The sequence below is a fragment of the Staphylococcus ureilyticus genome (assembly GCF_002902235.1).
Taxonomy (GTDB): Bacteria; Bacillota; Bacilli; order Staphylococcales; family Staphylococcaceae; genus Staphylococcus; species Staphylococcus ureilyticus.
On record NZ_PPRL01000052.1, the window covers coordinates 1 to 19,279 of the forward strand.

The 19,279-nt window shown below is 32.1% G+C and carries 21 protein-coding genes; 9 read left to right on the top strand and 12 right to left on the bottom strand.

Translation table 11 applies throughout. From position 1 onward, the window contains the following. The first annotated feature begins 90 nt into the window (after positions 1–90). Positions 91–885: a teichoic acids export ABC transporter ATP-binding subunit TagH gene (gene tagH, locus CD150_RS05885; RefSeq protein ID WP_073343352.1), complete on the top strand. Its 795-nt coding sequence runs from the start codon at positions 91–93 to the stop codon at positions 883–885. 156 nt (positions 886–1,041) lie between these two features. Here the strand turns inward: tagH and tarA are convergent, their stop codons facing one another. After that, entirely contained in the window at positions 1,042–1,788 is a 747-nt protein-coding gene (gene tarA, locus CD150_RS05890; RefSeq protein WP_073343356.1) for an N-acetylglucosaminyldiphosphoundecaprenol N-acetyl-beta-D-mannosaminyltransferase TarA, read from the bottom strand. A gap of 254 nt (positions 1,789–2,042) precedes the next feature. Here tarA and CD150_RS05895 point away from each other — a divergent pair, with 254 nt between their 5' ends. Then, on the top strand, positions 2,043–2,792 hold the full coding sequence (locus CD150_RS05895) for a M50 family metallopeptidase (protein WP_073343359.1): 750 nt from the start codon (positions 2,043–2,045) through the stop codon (positions 2,790–2,792). Positions 2,793–3,196: 404 nt separating this feature from the next. Here CD150_RS05895 and CD150_RS05905 read toward each other — a convergent pair whose 3' ends face one another. Further along, entirely contained in the window at positions 3,197–3,841 is a 645-nt protein-coding gene (locus tag CD150_RS05905) for a metal-dependent transcriptional regulator (protein WP_046207315.1), read from the bottom strand. 121 nt (positions 3,842–3,962) lie between these two features. Here CD150_RS05905 and CD150_RS05910 point away from each other — a divergent pair, with 121 nt between their 5' ends. The 3 genes from CD150_RS05910 to mntC are packed head-to-tail and all read left to right on the top strand — an operon-like array spanning position 3,963 to position 6,481. Then, a complete protein-coding gene (locus CD150_RS05910; RefSeq protein WP_103161430.1) occupies positions 3,963–4,697 on the top strand; it encodes a metal ABC transporter ATP-binding protein in 735 nt (244 codons plus the stop codon). Between the two features lie 21 nt (positions 4,698–4,718). Further along, positions 4,719–5,549 carry a metal ABC transporter permease gene (locus CD150_RS05915; RefSeq protein WP_103161431.1) on the top strand — a complete coding sequence of 277 codons (831 nt, stop codon included), beginning with the start codon at positions 4,719–4,721 and terminating at the stop codon, positions 5,547–5,549. Beyond that, the gene (gene mntC / locus CD150_RS05920) at positions 5,549–6,481 is read left to right on the top strand and encodes a manganese ABC transporter substrate-binding lipoprotein MntC (protein WP_064209570.1); all 933 of its coding nucleotides are present in this window, start codon (positions 5,549–5,551) and stop codon (positions 6,479–6,481) included. The genes CD150_RS05915 and mntC overlap by 1 nt, the downstream gene beginning before the upstream one ends. 563 nt (positions 6,482–7,044) lie before the next feature. Here mntC and CD150_RS05925 read toward each other — a convergent pair. The 9 genes from CD150_RS05925 to CD150_RS05965 all read right to left on the bottom strand — a co-directional run bounded on the left by CD150_RS05925 (position 7,045) and on the right by CD150_RS05965 (position 15,925). Beyond that, positions 7,045–9,096: a cation:proton antiporter gene (locus tag CD150_RS05925; protein WP_046207311.1), complete on the bottom strand. Its 2,052-nt coding sequence runs from the start codon at positions 9,094–9,096 to the stop codon at positions 7,045–7,047. Between the two features lie 404 nt (positions 9,097–9,500). After that, a complete protein-coding gene (locus CD150_RS05930; RefSeq protein WP_046207310.1) occupies positions 9,501–9,950 on the bottom strand; it encodes a Na+/H+ antiporter subunit G in 450 nt (149 codons plus the stop codon). Beyond that, positions 9,925–10,227, bottom strand: a complete 303-nt coding sequence (mnhF2, locus tag CD150_RS05935; RefSeq protein WP_046207309.1) for a Na+/H+ antiporter Mnh2 subunit F — start codon at positions 10,225–10,227, stop codon at positions 9,925–9,927. Before mnhF2 ends, CD150_RS05930 begins: the two co-directional genes overlap by 26 nt. After that, positions 10,224–10,706 carry a Na+/H+ antiporter Mnh2 subunit E gene (mnhE2, locus tag CD150_RS05940; RefSeq protein ID WP_040029960.1) on the bottom strand — a complete coding sequence of 161 codons (483 nt, stop codon included), beginning with the start codon at positions 10,704–10,706 and terminating at the stop codon, positions 10,224–10,226. Before mnhE2 ends, mnhF2 begins: the two co-directional genes overlap by 4 nt. Next, positions 10,706–12,208 (bottom strand): Na+/H+ antiporter Mnh2 subunit D, encoded by a 1,503-nt coding sequence (gene mnhD2, locus CD150_RS05945; protein WP_046207308.1) that lies wholly within the window; start codon positions 12,206–12,208, stop codon positions 10,706–10,708. Before mnhD2 ends, mnhE2 begins: the two co-directional genes overlap by 1 nt. Continuing rightward, positions 12,198–12,545, bottom strand: coding sequence for a Na+/H+ antiporter Mnh2 subunit C (mnhC2, locus tag CD150_RS05950; RefSeq protein ID WP_019468411.1), 348 nt, complete (start codon positions 12,543–12,545; stop codon positions 12,198–12,200). The genes mnhD2 and mnhC2 overlap by 11 nt, the downstream gene beginning before the upstream one ends. Then, on the bottom strand, positions 12,542–12,967 hold the full coding sequence (gene mnhB2 / locus CD150_RS05955; protein ID WP_019468412.1) for a Na+/H+ antiporter Mnh2 subunit B: 426 nt from the start codon (positions 12,965–12,967) through the stop codon (positions 12,542–12,544). The genes mnhC2 and mnhB2 overlap by 4 nt, the downstream gene beginning before the upstream one ends. Further along, positions 12,954–15,350: a DUF4040 family protein gene (locus CD150_RS05960; RefSeq protein WP_073343370.1), complete on the bottom strand. Its 2,397-nt coding sequence runs from the start codon at positions 15,348–15,350 to the stop codon at positions 12,954–12,956. The genes mnhB2 and CD150_RS05960 overlap by 14 nt, the downstream gene beginning before the upstream one ends. A gap of 23 nt (positions 15,351–15,373) precedes the next feature. Then, positions 15,374–15,925 carry a tyrosine-type recombinase/integrase gene (locus CD150_RS05965; RefSeq protein WP_073343373.1) on the bottom strand — a complete coding sequence of 184 codons (552 nt, stop codon included), beginning with the start codon at positions 15,923–15,925 and terminating at the stop codon, positions 15,374–15,376. A 146-nt stretch (positions 15,926–16,071) separates the two neighbouring features. Here CD150_RS05965 and sroA point away from each other — a divergent pair, with 146 nt between their 5' ends. Then, positions 16,072–16,278, top strand: a complete 207-nt coding sequence (sroA, locus tag CD150_RS05970; RefSeq protein ID WP_070038970.1) for a sigS mRNA-stabilizing protein SroA — start codon at positions 16,072–16,074, stop codon at positions 16,276–16,278. Positions 16,279–16,292: 14 nt separating this feature from the next. Next, positions 16,293–16,511 carry a DUF2922 domain-containing protein gene (locus CD150_RS05975; protein ID WP_070038966.1) on the top strand — a complete coding sequence of 73 codons (219 nt, stop codon included), beginning with the start codon at positions 16,293–16,295 and terminating at the stop codon, positions 16,509–16,511. 191 nt (positions 16,512–16,702) lie between these two features. Here the strand turns inward: CD150_RS05975 and CD150_RS05980 are convergent, their stop codons facing one another. Beyond that, positions 16,703–16,951 carry a hypothetical protein gene (locus CD150_RS05980; RefSeq protein ID WP_073343377.1) on the bottom strand — a complete coding sequence of 83 codons (249 nt, stop codon included), beginning with the start codon at positions 16,949–16,951 and terminating at the stop codon, positions 16,703–16,705. Between the two features lie 252 nt (positions 16,952–17,203). Here CD150_RS05980 and CD150_RS05985 point away from each other — a divergent pair, with 252 nt between their 5' ends. Next, positions 17,204–18,133, top strand: coding sequence for a DMT family transporter (locus CD150_RS05985; protein ID WP_073343380.1), 930 nt, complete (start codon positions 17,204–17,206; stop codon positions 18,131–18,133). Positions 18,134–18,336: 203 nt separating this feature from the next. Next, complete coding sequence (locus CD150_RS05990; RefSeq protein ID WP_073343383.1) at positions 18,337–19,260, top strand: efflux RND transporter periplasmic adaptor subunit; 924 nt, start codon at positions 18,337–18,339, stop codon at positions 19,258–19,260. Positions 19,261–19,279 lie beyond the last annotated feature (19 nt).

Sequence of the window (19,279 nt, forward strand, 5' to 3'; positions counted from 1 at the left end):
CTCACTTACTTTACAATAGGTTAATAAATTTAACAACTCATATATAATATAATATACTATATACTATCTGCAAATAAGGAAGGTAAAATTATGAATGTATCGGTTAACATTGAACATGTAACTAAAGAATACCGCATCTATCGCAATAATAAAGAGCGTTTAAAAGATGCCTTAGTCCCTTTTAATAAAAACAAGACATTTTATGCGCTGAATGATTTGTCATTAACAGCATACGAAGGTGATGTTATAGGCCTTGTAGGCATCAATGGGTCAGGTAAATCTACGCTTAGTAATATTATTGGTGGTTCCCTATCTCCTACTGCTGGAGATGTGAATCGACACGGTGAAGTTAGTGTGATTGCAATTAATGCTGGTTTAAATGGACAGTTAACAGGTATTGAAAACATAGAATTTAAAATGTTATGCATGGGATTCACAAGAAAACAGATTAAAACCTTAACACCTGATATTATTGAATTCAGTGAATTAGGAGAATTCATTTATCAACCTGTTAAAAAATATTCTAGTGGTATGCGAGCCAAGTTAGGTTTCTCAATTAATATCACAACAAATCCAGACATCCTTGTCATTGACGAAGCATTGTCAGTTGGAGACCAAACTTTTGCACAAAAATGTTTAGATAAAATTTACGAGTATAAAAAGCAAGGTAAAACTATTTTCTTCGTAAGCCATAATATGAAACAAGTGCGTGAATTTTGTACTAAAATCGCGTGGATAGAAGCTGGTAAATTAAAAAAATTCGGTGAACTAGACGAGGTTTTACCCGAATATGAAAAATTCTTAAACGGTTTTAAAAAATATTCCAAAGAAGAACAAAAAGCATTTAGAAGTAAATTGGATAACTCAAGATTTGAAGTGAAATAATTTTATTGACTGTTAAATATCATAGATAACGACTGCACAATTGCATGACAATTTTAATAAATAAATCATAACTAAAATAAACTTATATTTGCTAAATATATCAAAGTCATTGTAGTAAAAAATCGGCTATAGCTTAACAATGCTATAGCCGATTTTTTATTGCTTTGCTTTTTGCTTAATCACTTTAAATACAAACTTCGGTATGGCTTTCATTCTACCAAACCGTTTCCAATCAATGATAAAACGATAAATCCATTCGATATTTAATTTACGAAATATTTTGGGCGCTCTTTTTTTCGTTCCGCTAAAAACTTCAATAGATCCGCCAACACCCATTAGTAATGTCTGTTTAAAATAATGATCATAACGTTCAATCCATTGTTCTTGCTTAGGATAACCCATCCCAACGAAAACATAATCTGGATTAAATGAACTCACGTGTTTCAATACCGTTTCATCTTCTAAATTAAAATAGCCATGGTGATAATCAAAATGAATATTAGGGTATTTTTCACTTAATTTCTTCACAGCTTGAACGACAACCTCATCTTTTGCACCTAATAAAAAGACTTTTTGATAATTAGCATTAGCAATTTTCAAACATGCTTCCATTAATTCTATACCTGGAACACGTTCTTTCAAAGGGGTTTTAAGCAGTTTTGAAGCCATAACTACACCTGTACCATCAGGAATGACATAGTCTGCTTTGTTAATTAACTTACGATATGCTTCATTTTCAGTAGAAAAGTCAACTATTTCAGGATTAGCAGTTACAATAAATAAATTCTTTTCAGATTGTGATTCAAAAAAAAGCTTTATACGGTCACGCATTTCTGTCAGCGTTACATTATCGAATAAAACAGATAATACGTTTACCTTTTCTAATTTATTAGCACTTGTCATAATTGGTTATCTCCTAACTCAATTCTTTTTCTCGTTACCCTATAATACATTACTTGTAATATGAATACTGTTACTCTCGCATATATTACAATATTAATAAAACCTAGGTCAAACCGCTTTAAAATATAATATACATCAAAAGTCCAAATGATTTATGGATGATCTTACTTTATACTATTATATGTGAGATCTGTTTGATTATTATGGTATCTCGTAAAATATTAAATTTTCGTATTCTAAAAATGAGGTATTTCATGTCTAAGCTAAATGCGTTTTTCAGTTCTTCTATTCAATTACATCTTTATTGGATTGTTTTAGTGGCTATAATCTATATCATCATACATACTTATCGAAATAAACCTATCAACCAATTTTTAGATATCTATTTTAACTATATCCCTGTATTAACACATGAGTTTGGCCATATATTATTTAATAAATTGAGCGGTGGACGAGCGAGAGACTTAGTGATTGTGGCAAGACCAGCTGAGCGTCTAGCAACATCTCAACAAGGCTACGCCATAACACAATCAAAAAATAGTATTGGTCAGTCCATCACTACATTCGGTGGTTACGTTATGCCCCCACTGATGTTATATATAGGATTTCTATCTACGCAATATCAATATCCAAGCTTGTTTATCACTGCTTACCTATTAATATTTATATATTTTGTATGCTTAACGTCTAGAAAGCTATTACCAATGTTCATAGTATTACTTTTAATTTTTTTATTATATTGCTTATTTAAAAGTGATAATCAATTAGCGATACTTTATGTTATAACTATTACACAACATTTTATCTTAGGTGTTTTATTAGGAGAAGTTCTTCAATCATCTTGGACAATATTCAAATTAACTTTCTCATCAAATGAAATCACTTGGGATGGTAGCACTTTAAAAACATTGACTCATGTTCCAACCTTCATCTATAGCTTCATTTGGATAGCGACCAATTTATTTACTGTTTATCAATTATTCCGAGTTTACTTTATTCCTTAGACCTCTTCAAAAAGAGTCTAAGAAATAAAGTTATTGGGTAAGTGAAAAAGCCAATATTCATTGAAATAATATAAAAATCGGCTTTAATAGGTTGTATTTTGATAAGACGCTTGAGGCAACAGGACAAACTGAAGACGACGGGCAGAAGCTGTCCTCTAAGAAAGCGAGCCAACAATACGCCGCAGCATTGAATAACAAGAAGCACACAGATAGATTGAATTAAATCATCTGTGTGCTATTTTTTAGGATTTATGACTCAGACTTTTTTCCTTTCAATATCACTATTAACTATTAAATATGACTACAATGTCCTTTTCAAGCTTTGTCTTATGCTTATTAGCTAGACGATTTCAATTTTTTAAATCCTTCTAAGTTGCATATAAAAAACTTCAGTATGCAAATTCTTATTTTTCTGCATAAATATGTTCTGCATTATCATAACTCAGTACTGTCACTTTTTCTTCTTTCTGCACCATTACCACTTTATTGGTATCATCTTTATCTAATATTTTTATTTGTTCACCAATCAATATAGATTTACTTGTTAAATAAACTAACAATTCTGTTCTATCTCGCACACGTTTTATCGTCACTATATCACCGGCTTCAAACGACAATAAATTTGTAGTATATATCTCTTTATATTTATTGTCTCTAGGGATAATACCACCGTGCGGACAAGTGATTGGGTAATCTAATAGTTTGTCTAAACGTTCTACAAATAAGTGTGAAACTTTGTGTTCTAGCACCTCAGCTTCCTGATGTACCTCTTCCCAATTATATTCTAATATCTTAATTAAAAATAATTCTAATAATCGATGTCTTTTAATGATATCTAAGGTATATGTCAAACCTTCTTCTGACAATTGCACACCTTTATATGGCTTCGTTTCTACAAATCCCGATTTTTCTAAACGATTCACCATTTCACTTACAGATGGTGGTTTGATATTTAAATACTGGGATAACGTCTTGTTTGAAACGAAAGAATGATCGCCATTATGAGTCAAAATTGCTTTTAAATAATCTTCTTTTTCTTCAGTTAGCATGGTTTCACCTCTCAAGTCATTCACTTTATTGTATCACGAATCTACTTGACACGCTAAAAGTTAATGTTATATTATAAATTAAATTAGGTTAGCCTAAAATTTAATTTAAGGAGGTAGAAAAATGTTAGAAATTAATAACTTAAATCTCACTTTAGGGAATAAACATGTCTTGGAAAACATTAATTTAGAAATTCCCGTAAAAGGTGAAATTATAGGTATTATGGGACCCAATGGAGCAGGAAAATCTTCCTTACTCAAATCAATTATTGGTGAATTTAAGTCAACAGGTATCGCTAATTTACATAACATTCCTATACAACAAACACTTAAAAATGTTACATACATCCCACAAAAAGCACATATTGACTTAGACTTTCCAATTAAGGTAGAAGATGTTGTACTCTCAGGTGCCTATAAAGATATTGGTTGGTTTAGGTTTGTTACCCCTAAAACAAGAGCTAGACTTAATCAACTGCTATCAACATTAGAATTACAAGATTTAAGAAATCGACAAATTTCTGCACTCAGTGGAGGTCAATTACAAAGAGTTTTAGTAGCTAGAGCACTCATGACAGAAAGTACACTCTATCTTTTAGATGAACCATTTGTAGGTATTGATTTCCATAGTGAACAAATCATAATGACTCAATTAAATGAGCTTAAAGAAGCTGGGAAATTAATTTTAATTGTACACCATGATTTATCTAAAGCAGAAAAGTATTTTAATCGTGTTATTCTTTTAAACAAAACAATTCGTTTCTTTGGAGAAAGTCATGTTGCGATGCAACCTGACCATTTAAACGAAACTTTCTTAAACCCCACACAGGAAGAGCAACAAAAGTCAGAATCGGCATAAATAGAAAGGAAGTAACACGATATGGAATTTTTTCAACACCTATTTGAATACAAATTTTTAAGCAATGCATTGATTATTTCAATTGTTGTAGGAATCGTTTGTGGTACAGTAGGTTGCCTCATTGTATTAAGAGGCCTGTCCCTTATGGGAGACGCAATGAGTCACGCAGTTTTACCTGGGGTCGCATTATCATTTTTATTCGGCGTTCCTATGTTTGTTGGAGCGTTAGTGACAGGTATGATTGCTAGTATCTTTATCGGATTCATTACCAAAAGTAGTAAGACCAAACCCGATGCTGCGATAGGAATTAGTTTTACAGCATTTTTAGCTACCGGGGTCATTTTAATTAGTCTCATTAATAGTACCACCGACTTATATCATATTCTTTTCGGTAACCTATTAGCAGTGACACACACTACTTTTTGGTCAACAGTCGTAGTTGGTTTAATCGTTATGATTTTAATTATAACTTTCTACAGACCATTAATGATATCCACATTCGACCCAATTTTTAGTAGAATGAGTGGTTTAAACACTACATTTTTACACTATTTCGTTATGCTATTGCTCTCACTCGTTACGGTAGCAAGCATACAAACAGTAGGTATTATATTAGTTGTCGCTTTATTGATTACGCCTGCTTCAGCTGCATTTTTAATCGCTAAAAAATTACATACGATGATGATCATTTCTAGTCTTATTAGTGTTATAAGTTCAATTGTCGGTATGTATTTTAGTTATATTTATAATATTCCAAGTGGTGCAACTATCGTCTTATGTGCGTTTATCATTTATATCATTATTTTCACTTGTAATAAAATGCAATTTTTCACAAAAAAAGGAGCAATTTAATGAAAAAACTATTAACAATTACAATGATTCTTTTATTATTTTTAAGTGCATGTGGTAAAGGAAACAACGATTCTAATTCTCAATCACATGAAAAAATAAAAGTTGTAACAACAAACTCAATCCTTTATGACATGGTCAAAAATGTTGGAGGCGATAACGTAGATATTCATAGTATCGTCCCAATCGGTCAAGATCCACATGAATATGAAGTAAAACCAAAAGATATTAAAGCATTAACAGATGCTGACGTTGTGTTTTATAACGGGCTAAACTTAGAAACAGGTAATGGTTGGTTTAAAAACGCATTATCACAAGCTAATAAGTCATATGAAGATGGTTCTGTTGTTAAAGTTTCAAAAAATGTTAAACCTTTATACTTAAACGGTGCTAAAGAAGGCGATGAATCAAAACAAGATCCACACGCTTGGTTAAGTTTAGATAATGGTATTAAATATGTAGAAGAAATAAGCAAAGCCTTGATTAAGAAAAATGACAAGTATAAAGATGATATTCAAAGTAATACCAAAGATTATATCGCTAAGTTAGAAGATTTGAAAAAAGAAAGTCATGATAAATTCAATGATATACCTAAAGAACAACGTGCAATGATCACAAGTGAAGGTGCTTTTAAATATTTCTCAAAACAGTTTGATATTAAACCTGGTTATATTTGGGAAATCAATACCGAAAAACAAGGTACCCCTGAACAGATGAAGCAAGCTGTAAAATTTGTTCAAGACAATAACCTTAAACATTTACTTGTAGAAACGAGTGTAGATAAGAAAAGTATGCAAAGTCTAAGTGAAGAAACAAACTTAGATATTTATGGAGAAGTATATACAGATTCTATAGGTAAAAAAGGCACTAAAGGAGATTCATATTTTAATATGATGCAAGAAAATATCAATACTGTTCACGGTAGTATGGAATAAAATAAGGCTATTTAACCTACATTGTAGGTGAATAGCCCCATACCGTACGTTTCCCTCCTAATGACGTACGGTATGGTGGTATTCAAGCCTTAAATCATCTATCTCCCTTAACTCCATCAATGGTTGGCTCCTCCCCCCATTGATGGAGATTTTTTTTAGTCTTACTTTCAGCTTTGCTGAATTAGTAAGACTTATGCATGAGCAGCAGCTCAGGCGTTCCTCTTTTTACTTTCAGCTTGGCTGAATTAGTAAGACTTATGCATGAGCAAAACGTAATATAAAAAAGAAGCTGGTACATAATCAATGCGTACCAACCTCATTTCATATTGACAGTAGATGATGAACTAAAAATTTAAAGCCCCACTTCCCAACTTGTTGGGTTAGTGGGGCTTATGCATGAGCAACAGCTCAGGTAATCCTTAATAGCATCGTTGTCGGGTTAAACGACGACATCTGTTTAATAAAATTAGATATCGTCGCTCATTCCCTTAAAACTTGAAAAGAAGAGGTAACTCATGACTTCTTTTAATTAAGCATGAATTAAACTTGCTAATTTATGCGCTTTAATCTGTTAAACTATCTACGATAATCATTTCATCATAATTAATCGCTTCACGTAATTTTAGCGCAGTAACTTCACTAATTTCTTCATCTTCAGAAAGTTCATTCAAAACACGACGCTGTTCTCTAAGTGCACCTAATTTAATTTTAGTAATTGAAGTTTCACTTTTTGGATTAAAGAAATTAGAAGGCGTTAAGTTTTCTATTCTCATTAAATAACTATCACAAATCATACCAACTTCTAATTTATTTGCTTCAGTTGTTTCCTTACCTAAACGACTGACTACACGATAATGCACTGTTCTCATAACATTAGAAATTTCTCTCAAGTTTTCAATCACTGATAATGAGGAAGCTGCATTTGTTCTCACTTTTGTTTTAATTCTACTTTTTAAGACAAACGTTTTCACTTCAACTTTAATACGTTGAATGAGAGATGATTGTTTATAAACCTGAGTACGTTCCGCATAGCGCATATAGTTATCTAGGATATTTGTTGTTATATCGCCATTAGATACCAAACTATTCAACGTATTATTTTCAACATCAAAAGCAATTTTTTGTAATCGTTCTAACTCTTTAGTATTTTCATCTTCGTTCTCAACAGTTTTAAGAAATGCTAATTTGTCATGGTATTCTTTGATAACATTTCCATATAAATAACTTGATTCTTCAGAGGATAATTTATTTAAGTGTTCTATAACTTTTTCTAAAATATACACCCGTGCTTGTTTAAAGTTCATACCGTGTTGCTTTGGTTGAACCGCATTAGGTGTCACAATAGGTAATAAAACCTGTGCAATAATTAAACTCATAATGACCATACCGGATGCGATAAATAATAAGTCATCTCTAAATACGAAAGAATGATGATCAGCCAACATATAAGGTAATGTCAAAGCAATTGCTAAAGATATTGTCCCGTGTACGCCACACAATGTCATGATAAAAGCATACATACCACGTTTCGGTGGTTTCTCAGTGACTTTCGTATTATCTTCATAATTCGTAAGTATTTTTTGGAATGGACTAATTGGTAAATAAAAATAAGGATATAAAACAAACACCCATAAAAATCTAAATAAATAAATTGCTAAAGCAATTAAAACTGTGACTACAATTAGAAAAATAAAATTATGGGGTTCATTTTCTATAATTCTGCCAACAAGTTCCGGAACTAAAAATCCTAAAATGGAAAAAACAAAACCGTTTAATGCATAACCCAATATATTCCAAGTATGGTTATAACTCATTTGTAATCTAGTACGTGCCTGTGCAATACGGTCACGTTCAAACCCATGAACCAAGCCTGCTACTACAGCTGCAATAATGCCTGACGCATGAAACATTTCAGCAACGAGATATGTAATAAAAGGCGTCACAAGTTGTATAAACGTAAACATATTTATATTTTCTATACCTCTTCTAGAAAGTGATACTCTAAACCTAACAAGTGCCACGCCAATAATTAAACCTACAATAAATCCACCAATAGAAGATATTAAAAACTGTTCAACAGCATTCACCATTGAAAAGCCACCCGTAATCAATGCAGCTACAGCAATTTTAAAAGATATGATACCAGCAGCATCATTTAATAATGACTCACCCTCTAAAATTGTCATAGAACCTTTAGGGAGTACTTTACCATTCGTAATTGCTTGAACAGCAACGGCATCAGTTGGACATAAGATTGCGGCTAGCGCAAACGCAGCAGCTAACGGTAACTCGGGCCAAATCCAATGCACAAATAAACCAACTACGATTACTGTGGTTACTACAAGACCTAATGCCATCATTAAAACAGGTTTGATATAACGTCTTAAATGTACACGAGAAACTTTTACACCTTCAACAAATAATAGCGGTGCTATCAGAGCAACCATAAATAATTCTGAATCAAAATGGAATTCGACGGGAACTGGGGTAATATACAGTAACATACCGAGTATAATTTGTATAAAAGCTAAAGGGATTTTAGGTAATAAAATATGAACTAAAGAACTTGCGATTACTACAGCTAAAAATATAAGTATTGTTTCAAATATTTGCATGGTTTCACCTCTTTTCAACATTTAAACTTTCATAATTGCTGAGGTTGAAACAAAAATACAATCGTTTTATTTATGAACATATTGTGTCTCAAACTCTTTCATATCTTTGTTTGTATGAACAATGATATTTATCAGATATGTACTTTTTAACATTAACACAATTACAAATATATATAATTTTATCATTTTTTTAGCAGACGCTAAAATGTATTGCACTTCAACAATGATAAAATTTTGTTATTCTACAAACACCACGATGCCAATCAAATAACATCATATATAGAAATAGCGGGTTGGAAATCAAACTTAACTTTGATTTCCAACCCGCTTAATCAAATACATAATTTCCAAATAAGTTATTTTCAAGCAAATAAATAGATGCTTAAATAACTGATTTATTTAATTTAATACATATCCTGATCTTTTTCATTCATTTTACGTCTACGCTCTTCCCGTATTTGAGCACGCTTTTTCAATTGTTCAAATGTATCATTTTCTGAAGCGCTTAATAAGATACTTGTTTGTTTAGGTGCATCACTTTTCCTGTACATATAAGCGCCCGTTCGGTATGCCGCTCTTGATATCAAGTGTCCACCTACTGGAGATGTTAAATTGATAAATACCAATGCCAAAATCATCCGAACACTTAAATAACCTTGTGAAGAAATAAAATAAATGACAACACCTACAAGTGTTAACAATACTGATAATGTTGAACTTTTCGTAGAGGCATGACTTCTTAAAAAGACATCTTGGAACTTAATCAGACCGATCGCACTAATTAAAGCGATAATACTACCCAAAAACATCATAAAAGCTGCAATTAAATTAACGATTTCGCTTGTTATTTGCATTAAAGACATGCCCCCCTTCTATAAATCTTGAAATAGAAACGGTGCTTACAAACGAAATGATCGCAATCAATAAGATAGAATCTAAGAAAGAAAAGGTACCAAAGACAACACTTAACACACCGACAGTTGACATTAATATAGCACTAGCAGTATCAAATGCAACCACCCTATCAGCTGTCGTCGGTCCTTTTACTAACCGAAACAACGTTAAGATAAGTGCTATCCCAAATAAAATAATTGAACTTGTAATAAAGAAATTTATCAGTGATTCGATCATTCTGCCACCTCCAATATGAGTCCTTCATATTGTCTTATACTTTTAAGCAGTTTCTGTTTTTCTTTTTCAGAGATATCAATTGCATGTATAAAAATCTTTTTTCTCTCTTTTGAAATTCTAATAACCGTTGAACCCGGTGTAATGATAATTAGAATAGTCAAAAATGAAACTTCCCAATCAGTTTCTAAAGTCGTTTCATACCTAACTAAACCAGGATTTAAGTCTTTCGTTTTAAATAAAATGTAGTTGATTGTTGTCATACTTGATGTAATTAACTGATATAAGTATACCGTTAAAAATTTAAATGCTACCCAAACCTTTTTCAAATAAAATTGTTGGCCAAAAAAACGATGTAGGATATAAATAACGACTAAACCAATAAGATAACCTGAGAAGAAGGTAGAAGCTTTAAATGATTCTTCATCTTGAAATAACACCCATAAAAATGCAATGACCATATTAAGTAAGACTTGTCTCATTATTTCTCCTCCTTCACTAAATGAGGATTGACCATTTTTTCATATAATCCATCATCCATGTTTAAATGGGTAGCATTGTCAGTTACTTTGAAAATCAGTGGAGCTGCCAGCCCCATACCAATAATTGCGGCTACAAGGATACCAATCAAACCTTTACGATATTTAGGAATTGGTTTGAAGTCTATATGTTCACCTTTATCAGCATTACCTAAATACATTGTGAAGAAAATTCTAAACAAGCTAAACATACCAATCAGGCTAGTTAAAATCATCAAAGTTAAGCCTATATAATTACCATTTTCAACAGCACCTTTAAAAATAAACACTTTTCCTGGGAAACCGCTAAATGGAGGAACACCGCCAATGGCCAAAATCATTACCACAAATGCCACACCGAAGAATGGTTCTCTTTTAGCTAAACCATATAAATTTTTATATTGTCGATAACCAGTAATATATACTAAGCTACCAATAATAAAGAATAGTAAAGTTTTCACAACAATGTCATTTGTTAGATAAAAAATAGCACCATTGACACCTGAAATTGTATTTGAACCTAGACCTAAAATAATAAAACCTATAGAAAGAATCACTTGATATGCCGCAATTTTTTTAATATCTCGATAAGCTAAGACACCAAATGCGCCAATCAACATCGTGATACAAGACAAGACAACCAATAGTGGATGTGTAATACCACTATAATCATCAAATAACAATGTGAAAAAACGAATCAAGGCATAAGCGCCGACTTTTGTCATTAATGCCGCAAATAATGCTGCTAATTCAGTATTTAAAACAGCATATGCTTTTGGAAGCCACATGAATAATACAAGCGCAGCTTTTGCACCAAATGCAATTAAAAATACCATTGAAATAATTACTACTGAACTTTCACCCTGCATCTCAGTTAATCTTTGCGCTACTAAAGCAAAGTTTAAGGTGCCAGTAAGTTTATATAGTAAGCCGATACCTAATAATAATAACCAAGAACCTAAAATATTAAGTACAACGTAAATAATCGCTGCACGTAATTGTTCTACTGATTGTCCTAACGTAATTAACACAAACGACGCGAGCAACATTACTTCAAACATAACATATATATTAAATAAATCAGCAGTTAAAAATGAACCAATAACGCCTACTGTTAAAAACAGAATAAAACTCGGTAAGTAATAGCGAATTGCTCTTTTTTCTCTGCTACCAAAACCATACGCCATAATTAACGTCACGACAAAACTAGATGTCGTGACCATGAGTAAACTCAATGAGTCACCAACAAATTGAATACCATAAGGCGCTTTCCAACCACCAAAATCTAAAGCAATTGGCTTATGTTGCATAACGTAAATCAACAACAATAAAGATATGATTGTCGTAATAGACATTGTGCCGATTGAAAAAATTCTTGATAATCTGCTATGTGTACGGATAAATACGAGTACAAGTGCACAAATTGCTGGAAGAAGTAATGGCAGAATTAACAAATTACTCATCATTATCGTCATCACCTCTTAACACATCAATTTCATCTTCTTTAGTTACTCGATACGTTCTATATACGAGTACAAGTAAAAATGCAGTCATAGCAAAACCTATCACAATAGCAGTCAATACAATAGCTTGCAATAACGGATCTACGAAGTTTTTACTCCCTTCACCAATAAGCGGTTCTACCATATTCTTACCATAGCGTCCCATGCTCATGATAATTAAATTTCCTGCGTGTGTATAAATTGAAATACCTATGACGATACGGATTAAATTGACTGATAATATCATATACGTTCCTATAAATATTAAAAAGCCAATCACCATTAACAATATCAAATTCATGAGCGACCACCACTTATGGATAGCATCACTGTTACAACAACGCCTACGACCGCTAATACAATACCCGCTTCAAAAAGTGTCACAGTCGTTAAATGTACTTCACCTAATATCGGCAATTGGACATATGCATCGGTTTGGTAAAGGAACGGTTTACCAAAAAACATTGGTATCACAGCAGTAGCAAATGATACTAATGAACCGATAATCATTAATATCCTAAAATCAAGTGGTAAGGCGACTAATACTTGTTTAACGTCGAAGGCCAAGAACATAAGTAAAAATGCAGAACTGAATACAAGTCCACCGATAAATCCACCACCAGGATTATTATGTCCTGCTAAAAATAAGTAGAACCCGAACGTTAACAATATAAATACAACAATTTTAGTAATTGTTCGTAAGACTACATCATTCTCTTTCATCTTGACCCCTCCGTTCTTTAAAGTTAAGTAATGTATAGATACCCAATCCAGCGATGATTAATACCATACCTTCAAATAAAGTATCCATAGCACGAAAATCACCAAGAATCGCATTTACAATATTTTTACCGCCTGCCAGTTTATATGCATCATGATAAAAAGTTGAAATCGTTGGCATCGTTTCACCCTGTTGTGCAATGAAGACAAGTGTGACTACAGTAACTGCCATCATCAATGAAACGATAATTTTAACAGCTTCTCGTTTCTTATGAACTTTTGAGCGTGGTACGTTGGGTAAGCGTGAAAAACTAACAATAAACAATATTGTAGTTATTGTTTCTACCACTAATTGTGTCAATGCTAAGTCTGGTGCTTTCATTAAAATGAAGAATATCGTTACACAATAACCAATAATACCGTTTAATATTACCATCGTTAAACGTTGACGAATAAACGTTAAAGCAATACCTAAAATAAAAACAACAATTAACGTGATGATTTCTAACGGCCCGAATTCACTGACATGTATCTGTTTAACGTCAGGAAAACCAGCTTGGATGATGCCATAAACAACAACTATAATGAAAACAGCTAACGTTAATATAATATAATGATTCAAACGGTTATTCATCAATGTACGAATACTGTACCCTGAATAATTTTCAAATTGCTTATATGAGTCTAAATAAACATCTGTTATAGATTTGACTCTAATTTTTTCAGATTGTTTTTTCCAATCAATTTTAAGCGCCGCTATAAAACCTACAACAATAACAATAAAACTTAACAATAGCGGTAAATTAAATCCGTGCCATTGTGAAATATGTGGTGCAACAGCATCTACTTTTTCTCCAATTGTGATACTTCGTAATGCCGGTAAAATAATATGATGTCCAAATAAATTTGGCACAAAAAACACTATCGGCAACAAAATCATCATAATTGCAGAAGGTAGCGTAAATAGAAATGGTTCATGAGGATTTTGTACTGGTGAATCATTATGTTTAATGTCTCCCCAAAAAACTTCCTTAATCATGTAAACTGCATAAATGAGCGTGAAAATACTAGCAACCACGCCTATTACTGCAATAATAATTGTTAAAATGATATTAAATTGTGGTAATTGATATGAACTTACTAAACCATCAAAAAACATTTCTTTACTTAAAAAGCCATTAAGAAATGGAATACCAGCCATAGATAAAGCTGAAAGTAACATAACTACATGCGTAATTGGCAGTACTTTTCTTAATCCAGATAATCGACGTATATCCCTTGTACCAGTTTCATGATCAATGATGCCGACACCCATAAACAAGGCACCTTTGAATAATGCGTGATTCATTAAATGGAAAAGTCCAGCGAAGAGAATAAGGCTATATACTTTAGACAGTTCACCTGTCGTATGTTGTGCAAAGCCACCACCGAGACCGACCATAGAAACAATCATACCTAGTTGACTGATTGTAGAATAAGCTAAAATACCTTTTAAATCATATTGTCGCGTAGCATTAACTGCCCCAAAAATCATCGTTATCAAACCAACAAAAGTAACACAATAAATATAAAAGTCACTTAGCCCTAAAACAGGTGTGAATCTAAATAGTAAAAATATACCTGCTTTTACCATTGTGGCAGAGTGTAGATAAGCACTCACGGGTGTCGGTGCTTCCATAGCTTTTGGCAACCAAATATGGAACGGGAATTGTGCTGATTTCGTAAATGCACCTAAAAGCAACAAGATAATAATCGGTATAAACAACTGACTATCCGCTATTTTATCACTTTGTGCCATTATCGATGTAATAGAATTTGTACCCGTAACAATATAAATCATGATAAAACCTGTTAATAGTGCAAGACCACCAAAAACTGTAATCATAAATGATTGGATAGCGCCAAATTGACTTGCACCTTTCCCGTACCAATAGGCAATGAGTAAGAAAGATGATACACTCGTCAATTCCCAAAATACATACATCAAAATTGTATTATTTGCTGTAACAATACCCAGCATGCTGAACATAAATAACAAGATATATATATAAAAACGTGGTAAATGATCATGTTCTTTTGATAAGTATTGTGTAGCATAATAAAATACTGCTAGACCAATGAGTGATATTAACAAACTAAAAAATAAACTTAATCCATCTAATCTAAAATCTATATTAATATCCAATAATGTAAGCCAAGGGATTTTAATTGCTACAAATTGCCCTTTCATTACTTGTGGCAATTGCCATAGAAAGTAAATAGAAGAAATGATCGGAGCTATTAAAGCGATTGGCCCAGCAAATTTATGAAAACTTCGTTTCGTCATTGTGAGCAAAAGTACCATCATAATTAAAACAATAGCACTCATTAAATAAACTAAACTCATCCTATACCCCCTTTAACTATAATTTACAAATTTAAAGCAATCGTTGTTTTGCTAGCTTTTGTAGAAATACCTATAAACTTCATCGTTTCAAAAGTTGTTTGATGTCCTAAGTACTTTTGAATAATCGATATTGAAATACCCGATTGATAAGCATGATATGCAAATGTTTTACGCAACGTCGTCAAACCAATATGTAACATCCCTAAATCTTCTGCAGCAAGATGAATAATGCGATAAGCTTGCTGTCGCGATAGACCTTTCAATGTCCTATTAGACTGAAATAATAACTCATCATTCTTCAATTGTTGTTCTGATATATATGTCATTAATTCATTTCTCAAAGTCTCTGGTAACCTAATTTGAATTTTAGGTGCATGCATCTCTACCCAATAGTGTTTGATATCATCGTCCTCTATTTTTACATCACTTACATTTAAATTTAATAATGAGGAAAGTTTCACACCAGTATGTATTGCAAACTTAAACAATAGATAATCACGCATGGATTTGGCTTTTAAAACCTCATACATCGCTTTTATCTCACTAGTATTCCTAATAGGATCTACTTGATTCATAAATTCACCTCTGAATTAATTAATGTTGCATATTTAATGATATAGCATGTTTTTGTCACATGAAAGTATTTTGTCTAATTTTTTCAAATTTTTTTAACCTATTTAAACTTAAACAACGATATATATAGTGAAAGGAGGTTGGACAAATGAATCAAATCAGTCACTTAGCCGTCACTATGTCGCGTCTAACATATGACAAAGATGGAAAAGCCACACAGTTTAAACGTCACTTCGCAAATCTGAATACGCAAGCAACAACGGAACAAATTAAAAGTTTTAAATCTATTATCGAACAAATCACTGGCGAAAAATTTGAAACAGTAGAAATCATCAAAACTGAAACAGTTAATTAAGGAGGTTAAATACTATGAGTCAAACGTTAGAACTTATATTCAATGATGCTGTTAACAAAGACATTAAATTACAATTACCCAAAATAGAGCATTTCATCAATGAAAGTACGGTTAAAGATGGGATGAATAAATTAATTGCTCTAGATATCTTACGCCCCAAGGCGGGAATCCCTACAACAGTACGCGCTGCACAAATCATAGATAAATCTACAAAATTAATTTTTGAAAACTAAATCAATTATTTTTGAAACATATACAATTTTCTAGTGAAGTAGAATAGTCACAAAAAGTTGATGAAAGCAAATTACACAAGCAATAACAGCAGCCCTATGTATCTATACATGAGGCTGCTCGTTTGTTTTAAATAAAAAAAGTGACAAAACAACGAATCAAATTGTATTCGCTGTTTGCCACATATACTATATTATCGATGATTCCTTTTGTTTCTAAGCGGTCTTAGTCTAACAGTATCACCGAAAAAAATTTTACTTTTCCCTAATTTTTTACACATTGCGTACTGACCAAAAACTTCTGTCACTTGAGCAAGATTTTTATATGATTTTCTAGGATTTAATACTTCAATAAATTGTTCTTTTTGAATACCTTCATTACTTCCCGCACCTATAAAAAAAGTCTCTTCATCTAATAAGCGTATGATTGAAAGTTGTTTCAATGTAAATTGTCACCACTTCTATATATTTTTAAACCATCAAAAATTCATCTTACTAATTTTTATAGGTCTTGATGTTTAATTTCAATTTAATAATTTTCTTTTTATTATAACATCAACATAAGCATTTTATTATATTTCATTAATTGTGTACATTATTTTATACTTTTCTTCTCTTCGATAAATAGAAATGAGCATAGGAAAATCCACACCTTTCCTATATAATATAATTATCTTAAGAGAAAGCGTGATTTAATGATTTTTTTATATTTAGTGGGAATTGTAGCTGGGATGGTTGTTCCTTTTCAAACTTCGATTAATTCAAGATTAAGTCTTTATACGAAATCTTCATTCTATGCATCTACAATTTCTTTTGCTACTGGAACCATCTTTTTAATCTTAATCAATTTAGTAACCAATCCACATGTCTTTACTACTGACTTTTACACTGATCAGTCATTGAGTTACATATGGTTTGTCGGCGGTATATTAGGCGTTATTTTTCTTACAGGAAATTTATTATTGTTGCCAAGATTAGGTGCCTCTTTAACCGTCGTAATGACAGTTGCTGGTCAAATTATTATGGGCGTTACAATTGATACTTTTGGTTGGTTTGGCGCAGATGTTGAACCTTTTACTATTTTTAAAGTACTTGGCATTCTCTTTTTAATGCTCGGAATTATACTTATGAATTATGTACGTAGCAACCCGAAAGATAAAAACATGAATACGCAAATATACATTTGGTTGATTATCGGTTTCATATTCGGTTTTTGTCCACCAATACAGACCGCAATTAACAGCGCATTAGGTCAACAGATACATTCATCGATTTTAGCATCTTTAATTTCATTTGCGATTGGTACCATAACATTATTCATTTTGACTTTGGTCTTTAATAGAACGCTTAAAATGACGGCGTACAATCAACACAAAGGTAAATTAAAACCTATTTATTTCATTGGTGGTATTCTTGGCGTGATTTTTGTCACTACTAATATTATATTGATGCCACATCTCGGTGCTGCCTTAACAACAATTATTGTGATGTTAGGTCAGATGTTAATGGGCATAATTATTGATCACTTTGGATTATTAGGCACATATGTGAATAAAATTACGAAACGAAAAGTCGTAGGAATCATCGCCATGATGATTGGCATAGTACTTTTAAGATTATTTTAAGTCATAACAGCTTAAGATGAAGGATAGTAATTATTTTAGTTTAAAATGATTATGTCGTGCTACCTGCAATAATAGCAATGGTTCGGTGAACTTAATAATGAGAGGCTAAAACAATTAATTTGTTGTAGCCTCTTTTTTCTGTGGCGCAATCATTATAAACGCAGTATAATCAGTACAATAATACATCTAGAGGTGACCAATCTTTGAAACGTATCTTTATCATATTAGCCACATTATTAACCCTTTTTAGCACAATCGCCCTGTCCCTATGGTTTTATTTAAAATCACAAAGTAGTAACTTTGAAAAACAAATTGAAACAATAAAAGTGACTTATAAAAAACCACCACTTCTTATCGGAAGACAAGAACCTTCTCAGTTAGTATCAATCAATTATAATCCTTCTCAAGGTACTGTCCACGACTGGTTCGTGAAAACCGAATCAAAAGTAGTGCAAAACCAACCACTTTTTGAGTATTATAACCCTCACATTGAACAACTCATCACACAAAAACAAAAACTATTAGCTCAACTCACTAAGACGAGTAAACCTACTTCAACAGAACTTATTAACTTAAAAACTGAAATTGCCCACTTACAATCTAAATTGCGCACTACAATTTTTTCGCCGATTTCTGGCACCATTATTATAAATCCATCGCGCATGTTTACACAAAATCTTCCCTTTATTCAAATCTATGATCCTAAGCCTGTCATAAGAGCAGAAATTTCTGAGACAGAAAAAAATGTCTTACATATCAAAGACAAAGTAAAGATAACAAGTGATTTTACAAATAATAGTTTTGGTACAATTACACATATTGCTAAACTTCCAATCAATCAAAAGAATTTATCTAAACCATCTAAATATTCGCTTGAAATTTCACCAAATTCTGACCACTTTTTTGGTAAACATGTAAAAATCGAAAAATCAACTACACAGATAGAAATACCACGTACTGCAATAGGTAATGGACAATTTGTTTATTTACTAAGCAATAAAAAATTTATTAAAAGAGTTATTAAATCAGAAAAATCGGGTAATAAAAAAACTATGCTTATCATTGAAGGTTTAAAACCTGGAGATATCATAGCTAAAAATGTTGATACTGTGCGGCCCAAAAATTAGATGTACACAGTATAAACAC